Here is a 26,089-nt window from a genome sequence, read left to right on the forward strand (position 1 = left end):
ACAAAATTAAACGTCTCGTATGATCCCCCCCCCACCCCAAATATCTCCACTCGTTTCTGATATTTTTTTAGCATACTGAAAACATACACCACCTTCGCCAGCGATGGAGAGCGTTGCGCGGAAAGAATAGTCGCTCATGTCACACCTCAATAGAAATTAACTAATAAGAACCGGCAGAGTGCAGGCCGTGCGGGCACGGCTACTGACTGCCTTGAGTGTGAAATTTCCTCCGGTCGCAGATTAACTTGGTATTCAAGTTTATTCCATCCCTGGAAGGTTTCACCGTGAAACCTTCGCATTACTGCCTGAAACGCGAAGACGTGATTAGGAGTAAAGGCGCATGCAACAGATTGTGCAACTGTCATATATAACAGGTCTGTACGAGTTTCTACAAAGAAAAGGGGGGCAGATTTGAATGGTACTCACTTAACCTTCTTCGGGTGCCCATTCCTCCGCACCTCAACCCTTGCTGGGAAAATGGGGACATGGGAAAATGGGGACAGATTTATTTTTCATTGCGTCGAAGCTGGCAGATAAATAAGTCTGTCCCCTTTTAGAACGCAGTGGATTCACCGATGACTGCTATCGGCCAGAAGCAGACGTTCGCCCGAGCCGCTTCCGCCAGAATCGGACGGTCAGCCTGGGTGGCCGCCCTAACAAATGGAGATATGATCGGCCTACCAAATGAGAGCCGATTCAGGCCTATGATTCTTCAATAACCATCTGTATGAAAAGAGCACGGCATGATGATAAGTGATTCAGATTTGGCCGAAATGATTCCTTCCGCGCTAACAGGTGTAACTGTCGGGATCGGTTCGCAGATCCTGCTTTTTGGTGATATGGCTAGCGTGTTAATTCAGTGCCCATTCGTTTGTGATATCAATAGGGTATGCAGGTGGGGGCATGGTGAAGACGCTGCTACCAGCCCTTTACTTTTCGACTTTCTAAACCTCGATGTAGAAGGTTTTTCAATTGATAGTTTTGGGGTTTTCACCATCACTTTCAGTACGAAAATGATCTTGAAAATCTTTCCTGAGAAAAATGGATTGGAGTCTTATGTCGTGAGTACACGGCGCGATATATTTCCCATCTTGGTGTGGTAGCCGGAAGAACGCGATGGCTCTCAGTGGAGAATAGGGCGCGAGCCCCGGCTTCCGTACTGACGCTGGTTGCTGACACCTCCGGGTCGATTGCCGCCCATAGCGACAGGCAACAATCGGCAATCTATCCGCAGTTTAGGCAGGTTGGAGGAGCAAGTTGTCTCGCTAAATTTTTTACCGGGTTAAAATTTTCGTTATTGACATACACATCCGAGAGCGTTTCGCGGCCTTGAGCAATTTCGTGCATAGTGCCGTCATCCATCTTGACCACATATTTCGCGGAAAGCATTACCGCTGAAGGTGGTGTATTTTTTATAACGCTCCAAGAAATTATCTGAGTGACCTCATCAATTTCATTTTTCTTGAAAGCTTCGAACCGTTTAATCCCATCCTCACTAACCGCTATTGCGTGCAACTTTCCATTCTTCATATTCTCGCAGGCTCGAATACTGTATTCATCATCACTGATACAGGGCGAAGATTTAGCGAGCATCTGAATTTGTTGCTCGTAAGTGGAAATTGACGACTTAGTACCGCTTATCATTTGATCGAAGCTGCTTTGCAAAATTGAATTTGACCCCTCAGGTCGCATGTAGCAAGTGTAGGTAACAACATTTCTTCCAGCTGCGTCAGTGCCTTCATCCCATTTATAAGACGAACATCTGTCACGTTTTTCAAGCGCATTGCCCAGCGTCCTTGTTGGATCTAGCTGATTGATAACCTGATTTTTAATTACCGAAACAGTTTCGCTTTCGCCGCAGGCCACCAGAAAAAGTGGGACAAGTAATAAAAGCTTTTTCATCGTCACGTCCTATGTTGTTGTGAGAGCAGTCGGCACTCTGCAAGCCGCTTCCAATACGAATCGAAGCAAGGCTGCCAGAAGTGGTGGCGAATCGCCAGCCTACTGATCAAGCTGGAGTGAGAAAAAGACAGTTATTGGCCAATTTCTGCCTGGAAAAAGGGGACAGATTTATTTTTCACATGCTGTCGAGGTTGGTGATAGATAAATAAGTCTGTCCCCTTTTCAGTCATGGTGTTACGAGTCCGCACTATCTCATGCTTACGTCGTTGTTGCATGTCAAGGCCGATAGCGCGAAGCTTACCATCGGAGATTTAGAAGCGTCATTCAAAGCTACGCTGCTGGATCAGGCCAATCTATCACTTCCAAATCCGACGACATCTGCAATGCGGCTTATTTACGATGAGGCAGAAGCTTTGGCCGTTAAGGCTGATGATGATGTTGAGTTGGAATCCAAGGTAATTTTATCAATCGCAATTCGGCTCAGGGCTGAAGAGTTTATGATTGCTAAGATTAATGATTCTGAATTTGTCAATGGTATCAGTAGTAATCAGACCTTTGAGTTATATAGTAAGTTTTCTTTGATGTTTCCTGGCGCAAGCGACCAGATAATGGTGCTATCTCAGGTTAATCTCATGACGCCTGAAAATATTCATCTAAATTCGTTTATGTATGAACCTATTTTGGATATGTCGGCGCTACACCTATATGATTTGTATGGCAAAGTTAAAGCTCTGTTTAGCTGAAAAATGGGACAGATTTATTTGTCATTGCATCGAGGCTGATGGTAGATAAATAAATCTGCCCCCTTTTATTGCATGAAATTTTATTTTCCAATTCAGGTTAATGTTTAATTTCTTTTCATTGTACGGGTGTGCTTGGAAGTTTGCTATCTAAGTGCTTTAGAAGGACCGTATAAGCATCAAACATTTCTCGATAGCTATTTTGATCTATCGGGTACACGCTTCCGACTGAACCCACCCCTGTTTTACTAGCGAAATCGTCGTCCACAACTCCCATATTATGAATTCCTATATGGCGAATCTGGAAGGCAAGGCGTATTTTTTCTATAGAGCTTTGGATAGGGGRAAAATCGAATCCGGCGATTTCTAACTTATTTATAACATCATCCAGTCTTTGGAAAAAACCGTTCCCTTTGCCTTTGGCATAACCATGTTTATCGAAGGTCTCTTTAAAAAACACCTCGGCATCAGAGCACAGAGAAATAACACAAAACTGAAATAATCGCTCATATACCTCGCCGAACATCATTCTGTAATCATACATGCTCTTGACGTGCGACGGCCAACCCATGGAAATTCTGGTCGACTCGTTAATTTTCATTTCTCTATCCGAACGTTCGGTGTTTGTGGCAGACATGAACATTAAATTGTTTGTTGCCTCTCTCACTCTATCAAAGTGCCACAGGACGTGAGGGTTTTTAAATTCACTTCTTTGCACTTTCTGTTCCTTTTGTTTTATGCATTCAACAGAGGAAAATAGGGGGCAGATTTATTTCCGGAAGAATCAATCCGTCCCCCTTTCTCACCATGAGCCGCTTGTGCAGCCCTGTTCCCGATGACAATTACTCCGTGGTCGCCTCTTCCTTCAGATTCAGACGGAAAGTGTCGCGAGCGGTTTTTCCTACGTAGGTGGTGAGCGCGTAATTTGCCGTTCCGCCGATGATGACCCCAATCCCGAACGGGATCACTTTCGCCGCGGCTTTCTGAGTGAACGAAATACCGATTTTCGCGAACAGTTCCTTGATGAGCTGAAGCGTCGGGCCCTTCAAGTATTGGTGAACCATGCGCACGCCGGCCTTGCTGGCGATTCTGGTAGCGCCGGTAGACCCCATCTGCTCCAGGGAGCCGTATAGAGCGATGATGTACGACATGTGCTTGGCATCTTCGTTGGACATCTTGCCGTTAATGGCTACCGCCAAGCACATGGTCATGTCGATCTGCAGCTTCATGCAGACCGAGATATCCGCCAACCCGCCGCCCACAGCGCTCACCGCAGTGCCGATACCGGGAATGACCCCCGGCAAAGCAGTGGCGGCGCCAGACGTCGCGGCTAACTTTGAATAGCGGCTGATGATTTTTTCGACGACTGCGTCCTGAATCTTTTCTTCCGTCGCGGACGGCGCCGAGCTGCGTGCCTGGTCTTCGTACTGGGCAACCAGTTCACGGGCATCCTGCGGGCTAATGGCGATGGCCTCCACCATCTTCATCAATGAAGAGCTGCTTTCTTCTTTTACTGTGGTCATACCAGATTCCGTTCGGAGAATTGTTTATCAATAACCTTTTCGCGACCGAGCGCTGACTCCGAGAGTGACATAATTGATATCAAAACAACATCACCTTCACGGCCTCGCGTCGCTAGGTAATCGAGGATTTGCCAAAGGAATAGTTTCGTGGGTGCGGACCGGGAAGCCTTCCAACCTAACAGGGGCTCGCCTGCGACCCGTGACCGCATTCAAGGCAAAATCCGCTGCGGCATAATGGCGACTGTCATTGATTGCAGGGTTCGCCGATGTTGCTCGTCGTCTTCAAGATTCTGCTGACCATCCCCGTGGCCTGGGCGTTGGCGTGGCCCTGGGTAAATCCTTCGGTGGCCGGGGGAATCTTCAGCGAACTGGAGGCATTGGGCAGCATCGGGGCGTCGATATTGACGCTGGTGTTCCTGATCGCCGTATTCTTTTATTGCCGCGACCTTCAGCGCTCGCTGACCTTGGTCAAACCTCCATCCAGGGTGGCGTCGCCTCGAAGTGTATGGCTGATGTTTCTGCTGCCTTACAACTTCATTGAAGACTTTTTCATTGTCGTTCACGTGGCCCGATCGCTACGGCGTGAAGCCAGGCATAACAAAGCGCTGGGCTCGTTCAAAAGTTTTGGTCTGTTCTCAGGACTGGGGTGGTGTACCGCGCAGATTGTTTCGTTGCTGCCCAACGAACTTGGTTTGCTGGGAGGAGCTTTGGCGTTGCCGCTGTGGATCGTCCACTGGCGGTTGGTGAAGCGGGTAAACCGGGTGATGGCGCTTGCTTGAGCGGTGGCGGATCTAAAAAATGAAAAGGGGGCAGACTTATTTATCTGCCATCAGCCTCGACGCGATGAAAAATAAATATGTCCGCTTTTCATTCAAATGGCTGCTTTTGGCCGATTTCTGCCTGTCGCGACTGACCGAAATCGACCCAAAAACGGATGGCGCTGCCTATTTTTTAAAGCTACAGCCAGAGCCGTCGACACTTACATGCTTGCCACTTTAGATTTGGCTACTCACCCTTGGCTCCAGGCATCAGATAAGATTAATCGCAGAACGCTATCATTCAGGCGTAATCCGCTTCTATCCATTTAGCTCAGCTCTTTGGGAACCCAGTAAGAGCAGGGGCGCGAACCAGTCAATCGTAGAGCCCCCTTATATGCACTGTGCACGCTTGTTCTTTTTTACGTTTTGCTTACTACAGTCAGTTAGCTATACGTATGCCTCGCAGGATCTAACCACGACTCAGAGAATGGCCGAACAGGGCGATGCCGATGCCCAGAACAACCTCGGTGTCAGTTATGCCGCCGGCCAAGGTGTCGTGCAGGATACCCGGCAAGCGGTCTACTGGTTCCGAAAGGCCGCCGAGCAGGGTAATGCCGATGCCCAGACCCACCTCGGATTCTGCTACGAGCAGGGCCGAGGAGTTGAGCAGGACGTCCAGCAGGCGGTTTCCTGGTTCCGTAAGGCCGCTGAGCAGGGTAAGGCCGCAGCACAGAACAACCTAGGCGTCCGCTATATCAACGGCCAGGGGGTTGAGAAGGACTACCCGCAGGCGGTTTTCTGGTTCCGCAAGGCTGCCGAACAGGGTGATGCCACCGGCCAGTTCAACCTCGGAGCCTGCTATGCCACCGGTCGAGGGGTTGCGCAGGATGATCAGCAGGCAACTTTCTGGTTCCACAAGGCCGCTGAGCAGGGTGATGCAGCCGCCCAGAACAACCTCGGAGTCCGCTACTCCCAGGGTAACGGAGTGGCTCAGGATAATAGCCAAGCGTATGTTTGGCTTTCTGTTGCTGCTGCCAATGGCCAGTCAAAAGCCGCAGATTATCGAAGTCATGTAGCTAAAAAACTATCCAAATCCCAACTGGCGGCAGCGCAAAAAATAGCGGGGCAGTATTGTGAGAAATACCAATCACGTCGCTGATTTCTGGCGTGCATATTCTTTTTATATGAGGGTTGTGCTGCCGGTTGTTCAGTTCGGAAAAAGGGGACGGACTTATTTATCACTGCTGTCGAGGCTGGTGACAGAGAAATAAGTCTGTCACCTTTACCCGCGCTGACAGAATCATTTCGGCAGTCAGCAGCTTGCGAAGCTTCACTTTTGCAGCAACGTCAGGTTCGAAAAACTGATGCTTAGGAGGCGTGCCCGTCATTGACTCACCTGTTCTTTCAGCAATTTGTCGAACTCCTTCAGCGCCGCGCAGAAGTCATCTAAGGCAAAGCTCACTGGTTGGCTTTCTGCGTTCCAGCGGGTGGAAATGCCCACTTCCAGTCCGCCGGAAACGCTCCAGCCGAAACGCCGCCAGTGCACGGTGTCGCCTTCAATAACCTGTTCGGCCATCAGCACGGTGCAGTCGAAGTCCATGTCGTCGCTGCACACCAGCAGCGGTACAAGCGTGGAACTACCATCCTCGCCGGGAATGAAGCGACGCTTCGCGAGTACGTCTTCGTCCTCATCCAGCAACCAAATTAATGAAAGGCCGAGCAAGGCGACATTTGGGTCATTAAGGTGAGAGGCCAGCCATTGCTCGATGGCCACGTCATCGATGGTCAGGCACGCGCAGGCGCTGCGGGAGAAAGCCGCTTGATGGTAAGCAGCGTGAATGCGGGTATGCATGAAACAATCCGTCAGTTGGTAGAGAGAAACCGCCTCGGCAGTAGTTAACGCCCGAAAGCATGCCCCTTGGCTATCGAAACAATCAACAGCGCGGGTAGCAACAATGCCAGCGCTACCCAGGGAATAGCACCTGCCCCCCATGTTTCCAGGAGAATGCCGCCGATCACACCACTGCCAGCAAACGCCAGATTGAAGACGGTCACCAACATTGATTGCGCAATATCAGCGCCGTCGCCGGCAACATCAGCCAAGGAGGTTTGCAATAAGGTTGGCGCACCACCGAAGCTCATCCCCCACAGGACGATGCCGATATAGATCGCACTGACGGGCAGGTCACCCAGGCCCAGGGCAAACGAAACCAGGATGAATGCTGTCAGGCTGAGCAGTACCAGACTCCGAAGCCTGCCATCAATCAGCGTGCCGATCATCCATAGACCGAACAAGGCCGCAATACCGAATGAAAGGAGGCCCCGATCTATCTGATCGGCCAATCCAACAGAAGCCAGGAACGCAGCAATATAGGTATAGAGGGTGTAGTGGGCCAGGATCCAGAGCATGACCACCGCCAGCACGGGCCGCACGCCTGGGGTTTGCAGGACCCTGCGTAGCGGCAAGCGGCGATCGGAGCGTTGTCCGGGATAATCAGGCACTTTCAGATATATCCAGGCCATCAGCAAAAGGCTGAGTCCTGAGAGAGTCCCGAACACACAACGCCATCCCAGCAGCTTACCGAGCCAGGCACTTAGCGGTACGCCTAGGGCAAGTGCCAAAGGGATGCCGAGCATGGCCAGCGCCATCGCGCGACCGTGCTGCTGTGGGGCGACTAATCGTCTGGCGTAGCCGGCCAGCAGGCTCCAGGCCAGACCGGTTGCGATACCCACCATGAAGCGGGCAGCCAGCGTCAATGAAAACCAGGGGGACAGGGCGGTCACCGCATTACAGGCGCAAAACACCCCGACAGCCAGTAATAGCACCAAGCGCCGACGCCAGCCCTGCAACGCGAGAGTCAATGGAATAGCCGCTAACCCTGAGCCCAGTGCACATAGGGTCACCATCTGACCAGCCCACGCTTGCGACACACCAAATGCCTCGGCGATTTGCGGCAAAAGTCCTGCTGGCACCGTTTCGTTGGCGGTGGCGATAAAGCTCCCCATTGTCAGCGCCAACAGGGCCGCCAATGGGAGACGCCCGGTAGTGAGGTATTCGGTATTGCCCGATGTCGTGAAAGAGCCATTTTCAAATTGCGAAGTCATGACCTGTGCTCAGAGGAATGGGAGAGGTGAGTGTGATGAATTGCTTCGAATTTGATAATTGGTCTACCATTTGATGAATCATCAAATTTGAATTGAATATGGCTACTGACCGATTGGGCGACATGCGTTTGTTTGTCGAAGCGGCAGCACTCGGCAGCTTGTCTGCCGCAGGGCGCAAACTGGCGCTGTCGCCGGCCGCGGCCAGCGCGCGACTTATCAAGCTTGAGGCGGCGCTGCGCACCAAGTTGTTTGATCGCACAACGCGTCAGTTGCGCCTCACGGAAGAAGGTCGGTTTTATTTGCAGCAATGCTGGGTCGCATTGCGGGCTATCGATGAGGCGGAAGCGGGGCTTCAAGCCAGTCAAACAGAGGTGCGTGGCAAGGTACGGATATCCGCATCTGCCGATTTTGGCCGCAATCTTTTAAATGACTGGCTTGAGACATTCAGTACATTGCACCCGGAACTGTGCATCGCGCTGACGTTGTCGGACTCGGTGTCAAATCTGATGCAGGACGATGTCGATCTGGCAATCCGGTTTGGACAGCCGCATGACAGCTCGATGATCGCCAGGCAGTTGGCGCCCAACTGGCGAGTACTGTGCGCTTCGCCTGATTATCTGGCGCGATACGGTGAACCCCAAACCCCTGCTGACTTGCCTGGCCACAAGTTCATCGTGCTGGTGACCTCTGCAGGTCCATTGAACACCTTTCACTTTGTTGTGGATGGTCAGGAATGGAACCACACCGTTCCCATGAGCCAGGCATGGGAAACCAACGACGGCGCCCTCGCGCGCGCATGGGCGTTGGCTGGACATGGCATCGCACGCAAGACCATTTGGGATGCGGCAGCCGATGTCCGTGCTGGACGACTGAAAGTCCTGTTACCTGACTTTTGTGTCCGAGAGGCCGGCGTCTACGCGGTATTACACGGCAATCGTTACCGGATTCCCCGCGTGCGTGTATTGCTGGATTTCCTGACCGACCATTTTGATCGCGCAACCGATGAGCTGTTGTTCGACCTTAAAGCACCTGATGCCTAATAGATGGCGCCTGTTTAACCACGCAAGGTCTTTTGGGCGGACGCTTACTGTCTAGGGCCTGGCCACAAGGTTTGAGAAAATGCGTAAGCGATGGACTTGAAGCTGGAAGCAGGCTGCGGCTTCCGTTTCCCGGATGCTGACCGTTCAGTTGGAAGCGTTGTTTAGCTGCTGAAGCTCAAGTTGCCTGGCAGCACTGGCTTCGAGGTTTGCACGCTCTTGATCCAGATACCGATAAATGCTTTGGAAGTTGGCGATTTTCTGTTTGATTTCTGCCATCTTCTTTTCAATTAACTTAGCGCCGTCAGCACAATCGATCAGCTTGTTGCGCTGCGCATCCAGAATCTCGCCTATTTCCCCCAGGGAAAACCCCATGCTTTGCGCGCGTTGGATAAAGTCCAGATCCTGCAGAGTTTGCGCTGTGTAAACGCGATAGTTGTTAGTTTGCCGCAGCGATGAGATCAGGCCGATTTGCTCGTAGTAACGCAGCGTATGGCGGCTGGCGCCGCTGCGGGCCTCGAGTTCGCCGATTTTCATGAAAACACCGCTTGACTATAGAGTTGGGTCGATAGTTTACGCTTGATTTCTCACCTTGAACAAGGAACAGGGAAATGAGCGTGGAGTGCTTTGTCACAGGGGGTACCGGCTTCGTCGGTCAACATTTGGTGGCGTACCTGAGTGCAAAAGGTCACACCATTCGGGTGTTGATGCGTCGCCCAGAGCGACTAGCTGCACTGCGCGAGCAAGTCGATAATTTGGGCGGGTGCGCAACCCGGGTATTTGCCGTAGCTGGCGATCTGGAACGGGACAACCTCGGGCTGAGTCTTGCTGACCGAGAAGTGCTAAAGCACGCCAGAGTCATATTCCACCTGGGCGCCCACTTCGCATGGGGGCTTTCAGTGGAGCATTCTCGTGCGGTGAATGTGGAAGGGGCAAAGCGTGTGGCGCTGTTGGCGGCTGAGCAAAAAAGCCGTTTAGTGATGATCGGCGGCTACATGCTGAAAAATCATGAACATCTGCAACGCATCGGAATTGATCCTCGTTATCCGGAGTTGACGAATTGGCCTGCCGTATACCGACAGGTCGGTGGTTACGAGGGGAGCAAGCTGGAGGCGCATTTTGCGACCCTGGAGGTCATGTCCGCCAAGGGCGGGGAGATTACCGTTGTCCATCCTGCGACGGTCTGTGGCCACAGCCGCACGGGGCATATCCTTGATGGTCAGCCGCTGGTGGAGCTGATACGCAACCTTGTGCAGGGAAAGCTGACTGCAGTGCCCGGTACCGCCGAGCACTGGCTGCCACTGGTCACCGTGGATTACCTGGTTGAGATAGTGGCGGTTTGTGCTTTTGATCCTGCCATGGTGGGCCAGGAACTGCTGGCGCTTGATGAGCAAACTCCCAACTTGCGAGAACTCCTGGCACAGGTGGCACAACCTTTGGGCTTAAAGTCTCCCAAGCATTACATTTCACTTCGATTGCTGAAGTTGCTACTGAGTATTCCTCCCGTCGCGTGGTTTTTGAATACAAAACCCGAAGCCTTGGACTTTATCCAGACCACTCGTTTTGATACAGCGGCGGTCGAGCAATTTGCCAACAGGCATGGAATAGCCAAACCGGATATACGTCAGTCTTTGCAGCACACTGCAACGTTCGTCAACTCATATTGCATAGCCAAGGGCCAGGCCCTCTGACTTCTCCCTTGGCGGTGACAAGAAGGCGAATGGCGTCCTACTGGGCGATCCAGCTTATGCCACCATAAATACTGGGGTTGGTGGGATCTCGTATCCTCCAACTTTGCGCCGTCGATATAGGGCGGCATTCTATCGAACGACAATTCAGCGACAGGGATCGTCATCAATGCAATCTACTTTCAGCAAAGGCGTCATATTTGCACTCTCCGCTGCGGCACTGAACGCAACGATCGGTGTACTCAGCAAAGTGCTCATGAATGATGGTTTCACCGCTAGCAGTGTCGCTGTCATCAAGACCGTACTGGGTTGCGTGCTTCTCTCGATCTTACTGTTTTTCCTCAAGCGCCCGGCGGCGTCGACTAAATGGACTCAGGCGGCTATTTGCGCATTCCTTGGCATCTTTGTGCTGTTCCATTTCGAAACGTCCGCCTATCGACACTACGCTGCGGCAGGTGTGGTGGTGGTGCTGATGGCCAGTGCCTCAATTTCCTCGATCATTCTGGGGCGCATTTTCCTCAAGGATGCCATCACCGCGAACGCTACCGTTGGCGCCGCACTGGCTATTGCCGGGATCTCGGTGATCTTCGGCGGCGACCTGCAACAGGGCTTTACCCTGCAAGGTGCTGCGCTCGCCTGCATGGCCGGCTCCGGCTATGGGGCCTTTTCGGTTGCCATGAAGCGTATGGGGGTGTCGGGGGGGCTGCACTTCACCCGACAATTGTTGTTCTTTGGCAGCCTGTACCTGCTGATGCCGGCTGCGGCCGATGGTTTCGCGATGGGCGAGCTGTCGCCGCTGGCGATCGCCGCGCTGCTGGCACTGGCCACGCTGCCGACAATCCTGGGCTTCTTCTGCACCACCAAGGCCATCGAGTATCTCAAGCCATCCCAAGTGCAAGCGCTGGAGCTGACCGAGCCACTGTTCGCCGCGCTGCTGGCTTTTGTGGCGCTCAATGAAGTACCGCGCGAAAGCCTGTACGCGGGAGCGGCACTGATCATCCTCGGCCTGTGTTTCTCCAATGAACTAATCCGCTTGGGCAGCAAAGCATCCGTCCCTTCGACCGAGTGAGCTATTTTCGGCTCCTGATTACTTTAGCAATCAGTGGTTTTTGAGTGTTTTGAGCGACTGACTGCTTCTGGCCGATTGCTGGCTGTCTCGTCCGGCCGGGGGCCGACGCTGGCTTGCGCCCTGTCCACCAGCCGTTGCACCCACTCGGCATCCTGGTTATTGACCACGGCGTAGCGGTCCGGGGGGAAAAAGGTCCAGTGATGGGCGACCTCGACAAGGCGCTTGAGTTCATCGGCAGACACCCAATACGGCGTGTCGACCAATGGCATCGGCGCGCCGCCGAAACGCCGGCCGAGAGGGAGGTTGGTGCCGGGGGCAAAGGCGATCGCCAGTTCCTGGCAGGGTTGCATTTGCTTGTCCTGCGTGGGCATTTTCCCAACCCGTCCATAGTTGAAGCTGCCCGGATATTCTTCCTTGAGCACCAGCCAGTGGCCCGCAGTAGTCTTGGCCAGGACCCATTGCGACACACCGCTGTCTTGCACGCATTCAAGCTTGCCGTTTGTCCATTGCATGAGGGTGTTGCAGTCCGGATCATAATCGGAGGACCACAGGCTGGTGCCAGATACCAGGCTATGGTGCTCAAGCTCGGCCAACCCTTGGTCCGGCATGGACTGCCAGTAGCGTTTGGTCGGGTCGTGGGCATCGCGCAAGAAGTTGCGTAACCCCCAGGCAGCCATGAAGAGCAGCGTCGCGAGGGCAAGCCAGCCAAAGGAGGCTCCGACGATCCGGTCAATATCCAGGCCGGGGGCGAATAACGAGCGATAGAGCAACAGGCCCAGTAAAAACGCGATACCCGGCAGAACAGGGCCAAAGCACAACGGCGGCACTAACACCTCGATCCAGCTGAAGCGGTGCCTGAACGCGTGCTCCCGCGCCCAGGCTTGCTCCTGGGCGAGCATCGGCGCCTGTTCGCGTGGGGCAATGCCAGGGGCGGGTGTCTGAAAGCGCATGGACAGTGTGTAGGGGTCATCTCTCATGGATCAAATCATGCTCTTGAAGTAATCGCTCTTCGGATACTTGAGTCATTCCTGCGACTCAGATCCAGTGACGTCCGACGCAGAATAAGGCGTAAGAATGAAATGCATACCTTCGAGTGACCGCAGTCGAATTCAGTCCGTCGCCAGAGATCACAAACGGCCAACTGCAAAATTACGTAATAAGCCGCCGACATTTACAGAGCAACGCAGGAGAGGTGCGCCTGTAATGCGGGGAATGGCCGCAGCGGCTGAAAAGCCAGAAATGAGTGAGTGATCTGAGCGTTTTGGATCGACTCGCCACTTTCAAAATCGGCAGTGGTCGAAGTTAGTCCGAAACGTATGGCTACTTCAGACCATCCCTAGCGCGTGATAAACCAAAGATTGTCATGTAGCATAGACCAATGAGTAGTTCTACAGTCATCCCCTCGCTACGCGCTTCTGCACCAACTCTAGAAGGTTTGTGAATGATAAAGACTATCCCGATGTGGAAAATGGTGATGGCCACCAAAGGTAAGAAAACGGGGCTTGCAGTACTGGCATTCTTACCTGTTTTCATCGTTACCGGTGCGTGGGCGTTTCTTGAAGGGTTGCAAAATGGGCAAAAGCGCCAGGCTGCAATGGGGCTTATTTGCCTGGTTTTTTTTGGTGTGTGCACCCTGCTATTTGCACCATCAAAAAAATATATTCCCGGCAAAACATTTCAGGGTTATAGAAATAAAAAACTCAGTACAAAGACGGCCATAAATTACGGTTACGGAATCATTGTTTTTATTTTCGCAGTTTTTGCGGCTCTTGCACCGGAAGACGCGCTGAAATCAATAGGCTATGGATTAGTAGGCATCTTTAGCCTTTATATTCTGTCAAAAAGCTTAAAATTTCACGCAGATGTCGATTTTTCGACAAATGAATATTTGGCAACCGCTCTGGGATTTCCTGTAGGGGAGAAAATTCTGGTCAGCTACCAAAATTTTGATGCTGACGAGGTTGAAGTTGGTAGCAATGCTTTTGCCGCAACAGCGACAAAATTAATTGTAGCGTCGTTTGATGGGTATCTTTGGAGAAAGCTGTCACGGGACCTGAATCAGGTCTCGTGCATTGGTATCATTGGCGATGAAAGTCAAAATTACTTCGTTAAATTGCAATTCAATGATGGAGCCGATGCGTTGTTGCGCATTGGACTCTATAAAAAGCTCACATCAAATCCCCTTCTGGTAATAAGAAGGTTGTTGGAAACGATTGATGCAAGTCTCCTTTGTGGTAGTGGTGCATCACAGGCAGCACAAAGACGTCGGGTGGTTGTCAACTCTGGAACTTCAACTCCGATTTCAAAAAATGTTGCGCCTGAGGCTGCGCTTGCATCCATAGCACCTATGCGCAACATTGAGGTTACCCCTGACGTATTAATTGCTATCCAGAACGCCGAAGAAGTTGTTCCCGGTCGCAGGCTGGAGCTTTAACAATGTCTCATTGTACAAAGTTTGAATTTTCTTATGTTAATGAAGAAGCCATTGCCAAAGCTTTCGGCAAGATGGGCCTTAGCCCAACGACTGGTCTGGTTTCCGTATTTGCCAGCGACTTCAGCAAAAAAGTGTTGAGCAAAATAGGCTATATGGGCAAGCAGCAATTTAGAGCTATTTGTGGCCAGACGGCTGATAAATTCAATCTATTTGTTTGCCAAATTGAGGAGGGCTCCTACAAACTCCTCATCGAACGGGGAACTATTTCGGCCGACGATGAAGCGATAATGGCTGATTTGGCTTTAAGCTTTCAGAAAGCGTACATCAGCGTAGCCATCGATGAAACCATCAAGCGCATAGACGCATCAGGTGTTCCAGCAAGAGTGGAAGAAACTCTTCAAGGGTTCGAGATTGAATTTGGACCTAACTACGAATACAGCATTCATGTCACCTTTACCGGCGATGAAATTATGGAGGAAGTGCATGGCGTGAAAGGCGACATTTGCACAAAACTTACGGAAGAGCTTGAATCTCTGCTTTCCAGCCCTACTGCGGAGCTTGTGACTGAGTGGAAGCCGGAATATACCGTAGTCCATGAAGAGCAAACCCTTCAAATTCTCAGCGCGAATTTCTAAATGGAAATCAATGTACACCATATGGAGTTGAGCAGCGTTAACGGCCCGGGGTTGCGCTTGACATTATGGGTGCAGGGGTGTGCGCTGAATTGTAAGGGGTGCTTCAATCAGAGGACCCACGCTCGCGAAGCGAGTACGCTGATGCCTATTTATGAATTGGCACAGAAAATAAATGCACTGGACATCGCTGGGATTACCCTTTCTGGGGGGGAGCCGCTCGACCAGGCGCCAGCCTTGGAGCAATTAATACATGCCGTTAATGGCGAGAAAAACTGGATACTTTATACAGGCTATACGCCAAAAGAGATATTCCAGAATGAAGCCATGATTCGAGTTGTTAAAGCCGTAGACTTGACGCTCGCTGGTCGGTATCGGCATAACGCGAAACATCCCTATCAGCACAAGCAGATTATCAAAACCAGCGACAGAGTCGATATTGACTTTTTCCGCACTAGAAGAGTTGTCGAGTTTGTTGTTTCAAATTCTGGCGTTACCAAAACCGGTCTTCCGATGCATGTATAACTCAGTTCAAGCGCAGGGATAATAGGCATGAACCGTACCAAGCAGATAACTGATTACCTCAAAGCGCGTTATGCGATTTTGGTCATTGAAACTTTCGAGGAAGAGCGTGCGCTCAATGAAGTTTCTGAAATCGCCAAGGCGCTTAGCCATCGTTTGTTCGTTTGGAACTCGACGCTAGGAGTCCAGATAAATGGCGTCGTGGCTGGGGATAAAACCTTTGATTTGAAAATGGCCTTGGACTTTTGCGAAGAAAAGGCGAAGGAGGAGGGCAGCAAAAATATTTTTGTTTTTTGTGATGCTCATAACTACCTTACCTCAAGCTCAAATCCTGTCTATCGTCGTCGACTTCGAGATTTAGCCATAAATATCCGCTCACGTGGATATCGGAGCAATTGCATTATCGTGGCACCCAGCTTTGAAATTGCCAATGATCTTCAAAAGGAAATTACGTTGATTGATTTTCCTTTGCCATCAAGAGATGAAGTTAAGGCTCAGATAAATAACTTTGTTAACTCCTGGCAAGGCAGCAGCAGCGTTAAGATTGATCTTTCTAGCGAAACCAAAGATAAACTCATTGATGCCGCTTTGGGCCTCACGGGATTAGAAATTGACAATAGCTTGTCTCGTTCATTGGTATCCAGTCTGAGTGTAAATGAAAATACCGTAAAGGATCTGCTTTCCGAAAAAAAACAAATTATACGGAAAACAGGTATCTTGGAATACATCGACTCAAAGGTAAATCTTGAGGATGTTGGAGGACTGGCAACTCTTAAGAAGTGGCTCCATTTGCGTAGCCAGTGTTTTGGGCAGATGGCTCAGGAGTTCGGTGTCGGAACCCCGAAGGGTTTGCTCTTAACTGGAGTTCCTGGTTGCGGTAAGTCTCTAACGGCGAAATGCGTATCGTCGTCATGGAACATGCCCTTATTGCGTTTGGACATGGGAAAAATCTTCCAAGGGGTGGTTGGCTCTTCAGAATCCAATATTCGTTCCGCACTACGTACTGCCGAAGCTATTTCGCCCTGCATCCTATGGATCGATGAAATTGAAAAAGGACTTTCCGGCTCTTCCGGAGGAGCATCTGATGGTGGCACGGCTACACGCGTATTCGGCACACTGTTGACTTGGATGCAAGAAAAAACGGCGCCTGTTTTTGTGTTTGCTACCGCTAACAACATCAACAGCTTACCTCCGGAGTTGTTGAGAAAGGGGCGATTCGACGAAATATTTTTCGTTGACTTCCCGTCGACATTAGAAAGAAAGAAGATTCTTGAGATACATCTGAAGAAATTGAAACGTGACCCAGCAAAATTTGATTTGGATCGATTGTCTGCTCTAGGAGGCGAGTCGAATTTTGGTAAAGACATTGTGCTTTCTGGTGCTGAAATCGAAGCTTGGGTTGGGGACTCGCTGATTGAAGCGTTTTCACGGCGGATGAATGGCTCTGGTGATGTAAGCGACCTGACTATGGTTGATTTTGAAACTACTATTTCGCGTTTAGTACCCATGAGCAAAATGCGTAAAGACGAGTTTACAAAACTTCGTGATTGGGCGAATCAAAATGCAATTAGCGCTTCGGCTATGGTGGCCGGTCAGAATGATACGGAAACTCAAATCGGCGGCAGGCAAATTGATTTTTAATCTGCGGTGATTTTTCAGTGGGTAAGGCTTTGTTGCACAAATCGCGGCTGATGGTCTGGCCGGTAAAATGACTGCATGAGCAAGCCTGCTCCTGCCAAGAACAAAACGAATAACTGGTCACCCTGATAGATGGCGGCCTAACCGCTTAAACCCTAGCGACACGCCCATACGGATCAGCAGAACCAAGTAGGCCCGGAAGAAAGGATGACCTTCGTGGCCAACATTTCTTCCCTCGAAACAGAATTCCGAACCGCTAGATTTGGATATCGGTGAGCGGGGTCGCTATCGGCTCAAAGCATGCACGCGCGAACGTCCGCTTCTGGCCGTTAGCTGCCTGCCAGGAACTGCCATAAGCGCCCCATTCATAGCTTGAAGGTCGCCTGTTGCTCACGTCCCCAGGGCCTGATCCGCGCTTTTTCGCCTCACCTGCCACTTTCGCCACAATCGGCGTGGATCTAAAGTCAGGGGCGCACCTTCAGGGGACTTCCAGTCATGTACAGCTCGCTTTCCATACCGAGCACCGCTCGCCAATTGCATGACCGGATCTATGCTGGCGAGATCATTCGCTTCATTGACCTGCAGCCCATGACGGCGCTGGTGGAATATACGCGTGCGCTGCTCGAAGACGCGCTGCATCCCTGGTCGCCGCAAGAGATCCATCGCCATTTGAGCCACCCTGAGCAGACTGAACGCTTTGCGAAAATTCAGAACGACTTCGCAGGCTCGGCTGAGGTCCAGCAGCGCTGGCAGGACGTTGTGCAAAGCCTTGGCATCGCCCCCGATACCCTGGCGTGCGATCGCCTGCATTTGCGTTTTCAGCCGCATCGCGAGCCAGGGCAGTCGACGCAGCGTGCCCGCACGACGGCCACCATCGCGTTTCACCGCGATACCTGGGGGTCGAATATCTATGCACAAACCAACTGGTGGGCGCCCATCTATCCCATCGCGGCAGGGCGTACCTTCGCCTTGTATCCAGACCTCTGGCAGCGGCCGCTGGGTAATTCGAGTGCAGATTTCGATATGCGCGCCATTTTGCAGCGATCCCATCGAGACGGCCGCAATGCGGTGGATGCCGACGAAGCCATTCCGCATCTGCTGGAAGCGATCGACCCGCAGGAGGGGATTGCCGTCGATATCGCTCCGGGGAGCCTGATCGCCTTTTCCGGGGCTCATGCCCATGCCGGCGTCGGCAATAGCAGCGGGCTGACACGCATCTCTTTCGAGACCCGATCAATACTGATCGCCGACCTGTTGGCGGGATTGGGAGCGCCCAATGTCGATGGTCACGCGCCGTGGAAGACTCTTGGACTGTTTCGCCGAATGAACGATGCGCAACGCCTGAACGAGATCCTTGGTTGCGGCTTTATCGAGCCCTATGTGCGGCCAGCAGAGCGCTGACGCTGGCGCCGGTGTCTGTCTAGTCCTGAAATAGGTTTACACCTGTTTCAGGACTAGACAAAAACTGATCCCGGCTTGGTCACTTTGTGGGCGATGCGTTTCAACGCAGGGGCTGGCGAAGCTTGCGGTCTTATGGTCCTAACCATGAGCAATCGGCAATGTTTTCAAACCAGTGGGGGTTTGAATGTGCGCCACCAAATAGGGCTTTGAATGTGCTCCCAACCCATGAAGACGAACCGGCCCGGAAAAGTTGATTGCGCTGAGCAACGCCTGGACTTTCTCAGGCTCAGGATCAAACACATCCAGCGCCACCAGCGAACACCCCTGATCCCGCATCGCGCTGGCGGGATGTTGCGCTTGTTCCCATTGAATCAATGTCGGCGCTGATCCATTCAGCGGCAGGTGCCCATCGGCAGGAATGGTGATCTGCCAGGACAACGTGCCTCGGGTCATGGGTTCGGGTTCCCCGATAATGGCGCGGCAGGCTTCGCTCATTGCGTGGATGTCGTCGGTGCGTGCGACCCAGGTCGCCAGGCATTGCGGCGTATCAGCGGGCAATTGGTCCATGCCGAACCAGCGTGGCCGGTCCGGGCGATTGGCGGACGGGTCCACGGCAATCACTTCCAGATAAGTCTCCGGGCCAAGGCGCAGCAACCGATTATGAGTGCCCATGCGCGGATGCACCCCGCCCGGTTGAAGCTCCACGCCGAGTGCGTTGGTGACGAAGGCACAGCCGGTGTCGAGGTCGGGGGCGACGATGGCGAGGTGGTCAAGGGTGGTTTTCATGCGCCGAGCCTCCGGATACCTTTTATTAACGAGGTGGAAATAGTAACAACAGATTCACCATGACGTTACGTTGACTGGTTGAGCGCGCCGTCCCCTTTTTCTCAAAATCATCGAGTTTTTGAAATCACACCACTCATGTATTGATTCAAATCGCGAAAATCCTTAACGCTCCAAGCGTGTGGCGGAATCTTTACACCGTTCTCTTGCAATGTTTTTGGAATCAAGTCTCCATTGGGGCGAAGTATTATCGATGACACAATAACGCCCGGATAATCATTTAGTCTTTTTTTGAAAGCGGATGTTGTAAGGTCAGGTGTAGGAGGATTGCTTTTATTAGCCAATGGTCCTGTTCCTTTGATATCTATTCCGTGGCACATGACACACCTCTGTAAATAGAGGTTTTTCCCATTGGCATTATCCGCGAAGGATAGTGGTGTTTGAATTAGCGATAAAGTTACTAGCGAAGCGATGAATGATGTTTTCATTAACATGTGGGTTTTGTCTCGTCCGTGAATGCTAGAGGGCGTCTCTGCTGAGCTGGCTTTAGTTTATCCGAAGCGGCTTTGCCATGGGCAGGTAGTTCTGGGCACGGTAGCTCTTGGCCGATTCTTGCCCGTCTCAACTAACTGAAATCCCTACCCCCAAGTGAAAAGGGGGTGGATTTATTTTACATTGCTGCCGAGGCAGGTGACAGAGAATTAAGTCTGTCACTTCTTCACTGTGAGCACTTACTTTTGCATATGCCTTGTGGTGATTTTCAGGAAGCTTAAAATGCTTACGCCGAAGAAGAACGCGAGGGCGATTATGTATGCCGAGATTATCTGCTGGTTTTGTGGCAGCTCTTTGAAACTTGGATAGAGAAAACCAATGAGTTTCGTGAATGCAAGGAGAAGAAATACCCAAAGAACAGCCCAGAGCATGGCTCCGATGCTAATTGAGTAGACTCTAAATTGCGACGGGTCTTTTATTATGCTTATTTGAGTTGCTGGCGAACTGATAAGGAGCACCATGGCTAGCAGATGCAATGGGATAGATACTCCGGCAGAGAAGATGATCAGTTTGACGTCGGACAGAGTTGTCAGTAACTCCGGATTGAATAAATAGATCATTATTAATCCGGGTGATATGAAAATAATAAACAGCAAAAGTAAAAGGGTTAGCCTGAATATCAGGGCTTTATCGCTTAAAAAACTATTCAAATCGAAATTTATTTTCATGGTTGCCAAGAGTCGTGTTAGCTAAAGGTATTAAAAAAAGGGGTTGATTTATTTCTCATTGCGTCGAGGCTGATGGCAAATAAATAAGTTTGTCCCCTTTTTATTGATCCGATTCGTTGATGTCTGCGGTTCATCTGTGCTTAGGCGAACTGCTGGTGAGCGCGCTGCCACAGTTCGTGCGCGTCATCGATCAGGCTGACGGCAATCGACTCCCTTGTCTCCGGATCTCGGAGGAGAGCCAGGTCCTCATTGGAAGGGGCATGGAGGTTCACATTGAACTTAGGGTACTTCCAGAACAGGTAGCCCGAATTGCGAGTGGTGGGTGCGATCTCTCGGCTCAGCGCAAATAGGCGCTCCCGGTCTTCGGGGAACTGCTCACTGTCACAGTAGTAGCCAACGTAGAGACGGTGGTTAAGTTCGATGTACACGCCACCATTCATAAACGTGAAGGGGAAAGTGAGGCCAATGTATTTGCTGTTTTTGGCCTTCTTGTAATAGGCGGAAACCGCCTCCTTCGTGGCCGAAATTTCGGGCTTGCCGAGTTGCGGATACCGGCTCGCTTGGCAAGCCGTCATGCGCTCCCAAATATCGAGCTGTAAGTCTGCCAGTACGGACTTGAATGCATGGTTGATGTCGGCGATCACAAAGAGATTCTCGCCCAGCAGGATCTGTTCTTTTAGCTTGCTCATGTAGATCTCGCCTTGGTCACTGGATGTCAGCTTTTGGAGTAGTTCGATGTATTGGAAAACGCTTTCCCGCACGCCGGGCTCGCGGGCAACCAGTGGGATACAGTCCTTCAACCAAGCGATAATCTCGGCTTCGTAGCTCAGAAGAACTACAGGCAGGGACTTGCGACTCTGCTCACTGGGCTCAGCACCATCCAGGGTGAGGTACGTGGTCCAAATCTCGCTATAGCCTTCCGCCTGCATTCGCTGGTGGTAGCGCCAGAGCTGCTCGTCCTGATCGCTGGCGTAGATCTTGTTCTCGATGATTACTGCCTGCTTGGATTGGTTGCGGACCAAGATATCGATGTTCTGGTACTCAACCTCGACATTCGCATTCTCTGAATCGAAGTTCTCGATGCCCAGTCGCTTCAACAGGAGATTCAGCAGCGCTGTCCCCTGATTGTGTGTGGCCTTAGGGTCGAGCAGGAAGGCGAGGAAGCGCGAGTGAAGTCGAACCTCGTCACTTGAGCTGCGGAGTACGGAGAAGAGGTTGAAGCCTGCCGGGCGCTGATACCTCGCGCGCAGCAGAGCAACGGTTTGCAAAAAATCGTCCATGGAAGAAAGTCCCTGATTAAGGCCGAGTTATGGCGCGCAGTATCAGACAAATCACGCTCTGATGTAATGGCCATTTGATGCTGCTGACAGCATGCAAGTCTTTGTTTAGAGATGCGTCGACCGTTCGGATCATTGCCAATAAAGCATTTGCGAAATCACATCGCACTGAGTAATTCGGAATCTTTACGCTGTAAATAGCTCCTACTTTTGTTGGTACTCAATGACCACTTTTAGCCGATTTTCGCCTGTTACGACTGACCCAAAACCTCTACATCACCTGACTCCCCACTGCCAGCTTACTCAACAACCACCCACTAAAACTCCGCGCCATCGGATTATTCTCACTATCACGATGAGTCAACAACGCCCAGTTGGGGCCGCGAATCGTCTCCTCAACCAACGGTTGCAACAACCCATTGGCACGCGCTGGCTGACTCAATAATTGGCTGACCAGGGCGATGCCGAGCCCCGCACACGCGGCGTCCAGCAGCAGGCCGGGGTCGGAGAAGTTCAGCCCCTGATCCTTCTGACCGACATCGATACCTGCTTCCACCGCCCAGTGACTCCAGTCCATTTCCCGCTCGCCATGGAGGGTGGTGCGCTGTGCGCTGGGCACCGCCAACAGGCTGGGGTGGCACGCCGGGTAAAGGCGGTCGGCGTGCAGCACCTTGAAGCTGCATTCGGCCTGGGAGCTGATGTCGTCTCGCACCGCGAGGTCGATGGTCTGGGTCGTCATGTCCGGGACTTCGTCGGTGCTGAAGATCCACAGATCAACTTCCGGGTGCTGGCGGCGGAAGTCTTCCAGGCGTGGCAGTAGCCAGTGCCGGGCGAACGCCGGGGTGGTGTTGAGGACGAGCTGGTTGGGTTTTTGGTACTGCCCAAGGCGACGAATGCCGACGGCCAGTTGCTGCAACAGCGCCTGAGTGGTGCTGAGCAGGTCGTGACCGGCATCGGTCAGGCTGACGCTGCGTCCACTGCGAAAGAACAAGGGTTGTTCCAGGTACGCTTCGAGGCTGCGAATCTGCTGGCTGATCGCCGATTGGGTGAGGTGCAGCTCTTCGGCGGCCTTGTGGAAACTGCCCAGCCGGGCGGCGGCTTCAAAGCCGCGAAGGGTGCCGAGAGGCGGCCAGTGTTTGAGCATGCTGATAAGTTCCTCTAATCATTTATCCACAAAATCCATCGTTTGTTTGCCCGTTTTTGCAGCCGTAGCATGCATGACAAGACCACGTAGGCAGTTTTCATTGAACACAATGACTTAACTTAAAGGTGCTTGTCATGCAGCAGAATGAAATTCAAAACAAGGGTTGGTTGATGCCGGCGGAATGGGTAAGGCACGCAGCAACCTGGATGGTTTGGCCGCACAACCAGGCGCTCTGGGAGTCGGGTTGGGGTGTCACATTGGCACGGGTGCAAGAGGATTTCGCTCGTGTGGCCAACGCCATTGCCCGTTTTGAACCGGTGAAGCTGGTCGTCGATCCTTCTGCTGTCGCGAGTGCCCAAGCGTTGTGTGGGCCCAACATCGAACTGATCGAGCTGGCGGTGAACGACAGCTGGTGCCGGGACTCCGGCCCGAGCTTCGTCTGCCACCCGCAACAGGGGCTGGCCGGTGTGAGCTGGCGCTTCAACGCGTGGGGCGGCAAGTCGGCCCATGACCTGGACGAAAGCCTGGCTCGCCGCGCACTCAATCACCTCGGCGCGGCGTGCTTCGGTACTCCGTTGAGTAACGAAGGCGGGGCCATTCATGTGGACGGCGAGGGCACGCTGATCACCACCGAGTCGGTATTGCTCAATCCCAATCGCAACCCGGGCATGAACAAGGCCGAGATGGAGGAGATCTTCACGCGTCTGCTCGGGGTGAAGAAGACCGTCTGGCTGCCGGGCGATCCCGACCATGTGACCGGCGACATGACTGACGGTCATGTCGATGGCGTGTGCGCTTTCGCCCGCCCTGGCGTGCTGCTGGTGGATGCCACTCACGACAAGCACTCGGTGTACGCCGAGGTGGTACGAGAAAACCGTCGCGCGTTGGCGCTGGCAACCGATGCCCACGGTCGGCCGTTTGAGCTGATCGACCTGTATGAAGCCACCGATGCCGTGGACACAGTGGCTGAGGTGTTTTGTGCTTCCTACACCAACTTCTACATCGCCAATAACGCCATCATCATGCCGGCCTATGGCATCGATGCCGACAACGCGGCTGCCGAAGTGTTGGCTCAGGCGTTCCCTGGACGCGAGGTGGTGCCGGTGCGGATCAATCATCTGGCCCATGGCGGCGGCGGTGTGCATTGCATCACCCAGCAACAGCCAGCCTGGCCACTGAGGGGTTAATGCCATGACCATTTTGACGGTTGCTACCACCCAAATGCCCTGCACCTGGGATCTGAAACACAACCTCGATCAGGCCGAGCAATTGGTACGTGATGCGGCGGCGAACGGCGCTCAGGTCATCCTGTTGCAGGAGCTGTTTGCCACACCGTATTTCTGCATCGAGCAACATCACAAACACCTGGCGCTGGCTGAGGAATATCAGCACAGCGCCGTGCTAAAACGCTTTGCCGCGCTGGCCAGGGAGTTGGGGGTGGTGCTGCCGCTGAGCTGGTTCGAGAAGGCCGGCAATGCCTACTTCAATTCGTTGAGCGTGGCCGATGCCGATGGGCAGTTGCTGGGGGTGTATCGCAAGACGCACATCCCTAACGCCATCGGTTATCAGGAGAAGGAATACTTCAGCCCCGGCGATACCGGCTTTCGTGTCTGGGACACTGCGTTCGGGCGCATCGGTGTGGGCATCTGTTGGGATCAGTGGTTCCCCGAGACCGCCCGCTGCCTGGCATTGATGGGCGCCGAAGTCTTGTTGTTTCCCACCGCCATTGGTTCTGAACCCGGTTGCGCCGCATTGGATTCACGTGACCACTGGCAGATGACCATGCGCGGCCATGCCGCCGCCAACCTCCTGCCGGTGGTGGCCGCCAACCGCATCGGCCGAGAAGTGGCGACCACCGATCCGACGCTGCAAATGAATTTCTACGGCTCGTCCTTTATCTGCAACCACAAGGGCAAGCTCCTCGCCGAAGCCGACCGCGACAGTTTGGGTGTGCTGGTACACAGCCTGGACTTGTCCGCCATGCGCGAAGAGCGCCTGACCTGGGGCATCTACCGCGACCGCCGTCCCGACATGTACGGGGCGCTGTTAAGCCTGGATGGTCGTCACATTAATGCTCGCTGGAACACTCAAGGGGTTTGACATGAACGTGACCAAAAAGCTTTTGCTTTGCTCCTTGGGATTGGCGCTAAGCGGTGCCTTGTCGTCGGTGCAGGCGGAGGAGAAGACCCTGAGGTTGTACAACTGGGCCGATTACTTCGCCGAGGACACCCTGTCCAGGTTCACCGCCGAAACCGGGATCAAGGTGATCTACGACGTCATGGATGGCAGTGAAACACTGGAGGCCAAGCTGATGGCTGGCGGCAGTGGTTATGACCTGATCTTTCCGGGCGACACTGTTGGCGAGCGTCTGATGCACGCCGGCAGTTTGCAGCCACTGGACAAGTCAAAGCTCACCGCCCTGGATGACATCGAGCCGGGTTTGCAGAAACTACGGACGCATTATCTCTACTCGAGCAAGGCCACCGTTCCCTACACGTGGGGCACCATCGGCCTGACCTACAACGCCGAACAGATCAAAAAGCGCATGCCGGATGCGCCGGTGAATAGCCTGGACATGCTGTTCAAGCCGGAACTGGCCGCCAGGTTTGCGGACTGCGGTATCTCCCTGATCGATTCGCCGGACGAAGTGCTGGCGGTCGCGCTCAATTACCTCGGCCGTGAGCCGCGCAGCGCCAAGCCGGAGGACTTGGCAGCGGCCAGCGAACTGTTGCTGAAACTGCGGCCGTACATCCGCAAGTTCCAGTCGCAACCGGTGACCGATCTGGTGAACGGCAACCTGTGCCTGTCGCTCGGTTACAGCGGCGATATGACCCAGGCGCAACGGGCGGCAGATGCCGCCGGCAAGAAAGCTACGTTCCAGTATCACATCCCGCGCGAGGGCACCACGGTGTGGATGGACACCATGGCGATCCCCGTCGACGCCAGGCATCCAGAGTACGCCTACGCGTTCATCAACTTCGTCATGCGCCCGGAGAACATGGCCGCCATCAGCAACTTCACCGGTTACCCCACCTCCAACGCCAAGGCGCGTCCGAGCGTCGATGCAGTGATGCGTAACAACCCGGATATCTACCTCGATGACGCCACTTACCAACGACTGATCCCGGGCAAAGACATTCCCCAGGCGGATATGCGTGCGCGAATGCGGGCGTGGACCAAGTTCAAGACGGCTTCCGTGAAATGAACAGAGAGATC

At 52.8% G+C, this 26,089-nt stretch carries 27 protein-coding genes; 15 read left to right on the top strand and 12 right to left on the bottom strand.

Going from position 1 to position 26,089, the window contains the following annotated elements; genetic code table 11:
* Positions 1–743: 743 nt before the first annotated feature.
* Positions 744–1,103: a hypothetical protein gene (locus tag AC1DHT_RS09200; protein WP_427542849.1), complete on the top strand. Its 360-nt coding sequence runs from the start codon at positions 744–746 to the stop codon at positions 1,101–1,103.
* Positions 1,104–1,224: 121 nt separating this feature from the next.
* Here the strand turns inward: AC1DHT_RS09200 and AC1DHT_RS09205 are convergent, their stop codons facing one another.
* The gene (locus AC1DHT_RS09205) at positions 1,225–1,902 is read right to left on the bottom strand and encodes a hypothetical protein (RefSeq protein WP_427542846.1); all 678 of its coding nucleotides are present in this window, start codon (positions 1,900–1,902) and stop codon (positions 1,225–1,227) included.
* A 254-nt stretch (positions 1,903–2,156) separates the two neighbouring features.
* On the opposite strand from AC1DHT_RS09205, the gene AC1DHT_RS09210 reads away from it, so the two are divergent.
* Positions 2,157–2,645 (top strand): hypothetical protein, encoded by a 489-nt coding sequence (locus tag AC1DHT_RS09210; protein ID WP_427542843.1) that lies wholly within the window; start codon positions 2,157–2,159, stop codon positions 2,643–2,645.
* 115 nt (positions 2,646–2,760) lie between these two features.
* Here the strand turns inward: AC1DHT_RS09210 and AC1DHT_RS09215 are convergent, their stop codons facing one another.
* Positions 2,761–3,360 carry a hypothetical protein gene (locus AC1DHT_RS09215; protein WP_477761336.1) on the bottom strand — a complete coding sequence of 200 codons (600 nt, stop codon included), beginning with the start codon at positions 3,358–3,360 and terminating at the stop codon, positions 2,761–2,763.
* Between the two features lie 124 nt (positions 3,361–3,484).
* Entirely contained in the window at positions 3,485–4,165 is a 681-nt protein-coding gene (locus AC1DHT_RS09220; protein WP_427542837.1) for an EcsC family protein, read from the bottom strand.
* A 266-nt stretch (positions 4,166–4,431) separates the two neighbouring features.
* Between AC1DHT_RS09220 and AC1DHT_RS09225 the strand changes: the two genes are divergently transcribed.
* Together AC1DHT_RS09225 and AC1DHT_RS09230 are read left to right on the top strand one after the other, a co-directional pair.
* Positions 4,432–4,944: a hypothetical protein gene (locus tag AC1DHT_RS09225; protein ID WP_427542834.1), complete on the top strand. Its 513-nt coding sequence runs from the start codon at positions 4,432–4,434 to the stop codon at positions 4,942–4,944.
* Between the two features lie 466 nt (positions 4,945–5,410).
* Positions 5,411–6,082 carry a tetratricopeptide repeat protein gene (locus AC1DHT_RS09230; protein ID WP_477761337.1) on the top strand — a complete coding sequence of 224 codons (672 nt, stop codon included), beginning with the start codon at positions 5,411–5,413 and terminating at the stop codon, positions 6,080–6,082.
* Between the two features lie 225 nt (positions 6,083–6,307).
* Here the strand turns inward: AC1DHT_RS09230 and AC1DHT_RS09235 are convergent, their stop codons facing one another.
* Both AC1DHT_RS09235 and AC1DHT_RS09240 read right to left on the bottom strand, forming a co-directional pair.
* Positions 6,308–6,775: a hypothetical protein gene (locus AC1DHT_RS09235; RefSeq protein WP_427542828.1), complete on the bottom strand. Its 468-nt coding sequence runs from the start codon at positions 6,773–6,775 to the stop codon at positions 6,308–6,310.
* A gap of 44 nt (positions 6,776–6,819) precedes the next feature.
* Positions 6,820–8,028, bottom strand: a complete 1,209-nt coding sequence (locus AC1DHT_RS09240; protein ID WP_427542825.1) for an MFS transporter — start codon at positions 8,026–8,028, stop codon at positions 6,820–6,822.
* Positions 8,029–8,126: 98 nt separating this feature from the next.
* Here AC1DHT_RS09240 and AC1DHT_RS09245 point away from each other — a divergent pair, with 98 nt between their 5' ends.
* Positions 8,127–9,068, top strand: a complete 942-nt coding sequence (locus AC1DHT_RS09245) for a LysR family transcriptional regulator (protein ID WP_427542822.1) — start codon at positions 8,127–8,129, stop codon at positions 9,066–9,068.
* A gap of 144 nt (positions 9,069–9,212) precedes the next feature.
* On the opposite strand, the gene AC1DHT_RS09250 is transcribed toward AC1DHT_RS09245, so the two are convergent.
* Entirely contained in the window at positions 9,213–9,602 is a 390-nt protein-coding gene (locus AC1DHT_RS09250; protein WP_103315998.1) for a MerR family transcriptional regulator, read from the bottom strand.
* Between the two features lie 74 nt (positions 9,603–9,676).
* Here AC1DHT_RS09250 and AC1DHT_RS09255 point away from each other — a divergent pair, with 74 nt between their 5' ends.
* The gene (locus AC1DHT_RS09255) at positions 9,677–10,756 is read left to right on the top strand and encodes an SDR family oxidoreductase (protein WP_427542818.1); all 1,080 of its coding nucleotides are present in this window, start codon (positions 9,677–9,679) and stop codon (positions 10,754–10,756) included.
* Positions 10,757–10,922: 166 nt separating this feature from the next.
* Complete coding sequence (locus AC1DHT_RS09260; protein WP_427542815.1) at positions 10,923–11,822, top strand: DMT family transporter; 900 nt, start codon at positions 10,923–10,925, stop codon at positions 11,820–11,822.
* A gap of 23 nt (positions 11,823–11,845) precedes the next feature.
* Here the strand turns inward: AC1DHT_RS09260 and AC1DHT_RS09265 are convergent, their stop codons facing one another.
* Positions 11,846–12,799 (bottom strand): hypothetical protein, encoded by a 954-nt coding sequence (locus AC1DHT_RS09265; protein WP_427542812.1) that lies wholly within the window; start codon positions 12,797–12,799, stop codon positions 11,846–11,848.
* Between the two features lie 464 nt (positions 12,800–13,263).
* On the opposite strand from AC1DHT_RS09265, the gene AC1DHT_RS09270 reads away from it, so the two are divergent.
* The 5 genes from AC1DHT_RS09270 to AC1DHT_RS09290 all read left to right on the top strand — a co-directional run bounded on the left by AC1DHT_RS09270 (position 13,264) and on the right by AC1DHT_RS09290 (position 18,449).
* Positions 13,264–14,256 carry a hypothetical protein gene (locus AC1DHT_RS09270; RefSeq protein ID WP_427542809.1) on the top strand — a complete coding sequence of 331 codons (993 nt, stop codon included), beginning with the start codon at positions 13,264–13,266 and terminating at the stop codon, positions 14,254–14,256.
* 2 nt (positions 14,257–14,258) lie between these two features.
* Positions 14,259–14,891 carry a DUF2997 domain-containing protein gene (locus tag AC1DHT_RS09275; protein WP_427542806.1) on the top strand — a complete coding sequence of 211 codons (633 nt, stop codon included), beginning with the start codon at positions 14,259–14,261 and terminating at the stop codon, positions 14,889–14,891.
* A 21-nt stretch (positions 14,892–14,912) separates the two neighbouring features.
* The gene (locus tag AC1DHT_RS09280; protein WP_442114590.1) at positions 14,913–15,413 is read left to right on the top strand and encodes a 4Fe-4S single cluster domain-containing protein; all 501 of its coding nucleotides are present in this window, start codon (positions 14,913–14,915) and stop codon (positions 15,411–15,413) included.
* A gap of 27 nt (positions 15,414–15,440) precedes the next feature.
* Positions 15,441–17,051: an AAA family ATPase gene (locus AC1DHT_RS09285; RefSeq protein WP_427542800.1), complete on the top strand. Its 1,611-nt coding sequence runs from the start codon at positions 15,441–15,443 to the stop codon at positions 17,049–17,051.
* 492 nt (positions 17,052–17,543) lie between these two features.
* A complete protein-coding gene (locus AC1DHT_RS09290) occupies positions 17,544–18,449 on the top strand; it encodes a hypothetical protein (protein ID WP_427542797.1) in 906 nt (301 codons plus the stop codon).
* 138 nt (positions 18,450–18,587) lie between these two features.
* Here AC1DHT_RS09290 and AC1DHT_RS09295 read toward each other — a convergent pair whose 3' ends face one another.
* From AC1DHT_RS09295 to AC1DHT_RS09315, 5 genes are all read right to left on the bottom strand, one after another.
* Positions 18,588–19,235, bottom strand: coding sequence for a VOC family protein (locus tag AC1DHT_RS09295; RefSeq protein WP_427542794.1), 648 nt, complete (start codon positions 19,233–19,235; stop codon positions 18,588–18,590).
* Positions 19,236–19,342: 107 nt separating this feature from the next.
* A complete protein-coding gene (locus tag AC1DHT_RS09300; RefSeq protein WP_427542959.1) occupies positions 19,343–19,720 on the bottom strand; it encodes a c-type cytochrome in 378 nt (125 codons plus the stop codon).
* A 243-nt stretch (positions 19,721–19,963) separates the two neighbouring features.
* Positions 19,964–20,344, bottom strand: a complete 381-nt coding sequence (locus tag AC1DHT_RS09305; protein ID WP_427542791.1) for a hypothetical protein — start codon at positions 20,342–20,344, stop codon at positions 19,964–19,966.
* 248 nt (positions 20,345–20,592) lie between these two features.
* Positions 20,593–21,732, bottom strand: coding sequence for a PDDEXK-like family protein (locus AC1DHT_RS09310; RefSeq protein WP_427542788.1), 1,140 nt, complete (start codon positions 21,730–21,732; stop codon positions 20,593–20,595).
* 268 nt (positions 21,733–22,000) lie between these two features.
* Positions 22,001–22,873 (bottom strand): LysR substrate-binding domain-containing protein, encoded by an 873-nt coding sequence (locus tag AC1DHT_RS09315; protein ID WP_427542785.1) that lies wholly within the window; start codon positions 22,871–22,873, stop codon positions 22,001–22,003.
* Between the two features lie 134 nt (positions 22,874–23,007).
* Here AC1DHT_RS09315 and AC1DHT_RS09320 point away from each other — a divergent pair, with 134 nt between their 5' ends.
* From AC1DHT_RS09320 to AC1DHT_RS09330, 3 genes are read left to right on the top strand one after another with little or no spacing between them, the layout of a single operon-like run.
* A complete protein-coding gene (locus AC1DHT_RS09320; protein ID WP_427542782.1) occupies positions 23,008–24,060 on the top strand; it encodes an agmatine deiminase family protein in 1,053 nt (350 codons plus the stop codon).
* Between the two features lie 4 nt (positions 24,061–24,064).
* Complete coding sequence (aguB, locus tag AC1DHT_RS09325; RefSeq protein WP_427542779.1) at positions 24,065–24,973, top strand: N-carbamoylputrescine amidase; 909 nt, start codon at positions 24,065–24,067, stop codon at positions 24,971–24,973.
* Between the two features lies 1 nt (position 24,974).
* Positions 24,975–26,078 carry an extracellular solute-binding protein gene (locus AC1DHT_RS09330; RefSeq protein WP_427542776.1) on the top strand — a complete coding sequence of 368 codons (1,104 nt, stop codon included), beginning with the start codon at positions 24,975–24,977 and terminating at the stop codon, positions 26,076–26,078.
* Positions 26,079–26,089: the final 11 nt, after the last annotated feature.

It is taken from the genome of Pseudomonas sp. 05N432 (assembly GCF_056396945.1).

Coding starts and splice junctions, on each gene's coding strand:
- AC1DHT_RS09235 (WP_427542828.1), bottom strand. CDS start 6,775: ATGCATACCCGCATTCACGCTGCTTACCATCAAGCGGCTTTCTCCCGC.
- aguB (WP_427542779.1), top strand. CDS start 24,065: ATGACCATTTTGACGGTTGCTACCACCCAAATGCCCTGCACCTGGGAT.
- AC1DHT_RS09270 (WP_427542809.1), top strand. CDS start 13,264: ATGATAAAGACTATCCCGATGTGGAAAATGGTGATGGCCACCAAAGGT.
- AC1DHT_RS09275 (WP_427542806.1), top strand. CDS start 14,259: ATGTCTCATTGTACAAAGTTTGAATTTTCTTATGTTAATGAAGAAGCC.
- AC1DHT_RS09220 (WP_427542837.1), bottom strand. CDS start 4,165: ATGACCACAGTAAAAGAAGAAAGCAGCTCTTCATTGATGAAGATGGTG.
- AC1DHT_RS09295 (WP_427542794.1), bottom strand. CDS start 19,235: ATGAAAACCACCCTTGACCACCTCGCCATCGTCGCCCCCGACCTCGAC.
- AC1DHT_RS09305 (WP_427542791.1), bottom strand. CDS start 20,344: ATGATCTATTTATTCAATCCGGAGTTACTGACAACTCTGTCCGACGTC.
- AC1DHT_RS09230 (WP_477761337.1), top strand. CDS start 5,411: ATGGCCGAACAGGGCGATGCCGATGCCCAGAACAACCTCGGTGTCAGT.
- AC1DHT_RS09320 (WP_427542782.1), top strand. CDS start 23,008: ATGCAGCAGAATGAAATTCAAAACAAGGGTTGGTTGATGCCGGCGGAA.
- AC1DHT_RS09205 (WP_427542846.1), bottom strand. CDS start 1,902: ATGAAAAAGCTTTTATTACTTGTCCCACTTTTTCTGGTGGCCTGCGGC.
- AC1DHT_RS09240 (WP_427542825.1), bottom strand. CDS start 8,028: ATGACTTCGCAATTTGAAAATGGCTCTTTCACGACATCGGGCAATACC.
- AC1DHT_RS09210 (WP_427542843.1), top strand. CDS start 2,157: ATGCTTACGTCGTTGTTGCATGTCAAGGCCGATAGCGCGAAGCTTACC.
- AC1DHT_RS09200 (WP_427542849.1), top strand. CDS start 744: ATGATGATAAGTGATTCAGATTTGGCCGAAATGATTCCTTCCGCGCTA.
- AC1DHT_RS09265 (WP_427542812.1), bottom strand. CDS start 12,799: ATGAGAGATGACCCCTACACACTGTCCATGCGCTTTCAGACACCCGCC.
- AC1DHT_RS09250 (WP_103315998.1), bottom strand. CDS start 9,602: ATGAAAATCGGCGAACTCGAGGCCCGCAGCGGCGCCAGCCGCCATACG.
- AC1DHT_RS09310 (WP_427542788.1), bottom strand. CDS start 21,732: ATGGACGATTTTTTGCAAACCGTTGCTCTGCTGCGCGCGAGGTATCAG.
- AC1DHT_RS09290 (WP_427542797.1), top strand. CDS start 17,544: ATGTACAGCTCGCTTTCCATACCGAGCACCGCTCGCCAATTGCATGAC.
- AC1DHT_RS09255 (WP_427542818.1), top strand. CDS start 9,677: ATGAGCGTGGAGTGCTTTGTCACAGGGGGTACCGGCTTCGTCGGTCAA.
- AC1DHT_RS09260 (WP_427542815.1), top strand. CDS start 10,923: ATGCAATCTACTTTCAGCAAAGGCGTCATATTTGCACTCTCCGCTGCG.
- AC1DHT_RS09245 (WP_427542822.1), top strand. CDS start 8,127: ATGGCTACTGACCGATTGGGCGACATGCGTTTGTTTGTCGAAGCGGCA.
- AC1DHT_RS09225 (WP_427542834.1), top strand. CDS start 4,432: ATGTTGCTCGTCGTCTTCAAGATTCTGCTGACCATCCCCGTGGCCTGG.
- AC1DHT_RS09315 (WP_427542785.1), bottom strand. CDS start 22,873: ATGCTCAAACACTGGCCGCCTCTCGGCACCCTTCGCGGCTTTGAAGCC.
- AC1DHT_RS09300 (WP_427542959.1), bottom strand. CDS start 19,720: ATGAAAACATCATTCATCGCTTCGCTAGTAACTTTATCGCTAATTCAA.
- AC1DHT_RS09330 (WP_427542776.1), top strand. CDS start 24,975: ATGAACGTGACCAAAAAGCTTTTGCTTTGCTCCTTGGGATTGGCGCTA.
- AC1DHT_RS09280 (WP_442114590.1), top strand. CDS start 14,913: ATGGAGTTGAGCAGCGTTAACGGCCCGGGGTTGCGCTTGACATTATGG.
- AC1DHT_RS09285 (WP_427542800.1), top strand. CDS start 15,441: ATGAACCGTACCAAGCAGATAACTGATTACCTCAAAGCGCGTTATGCG.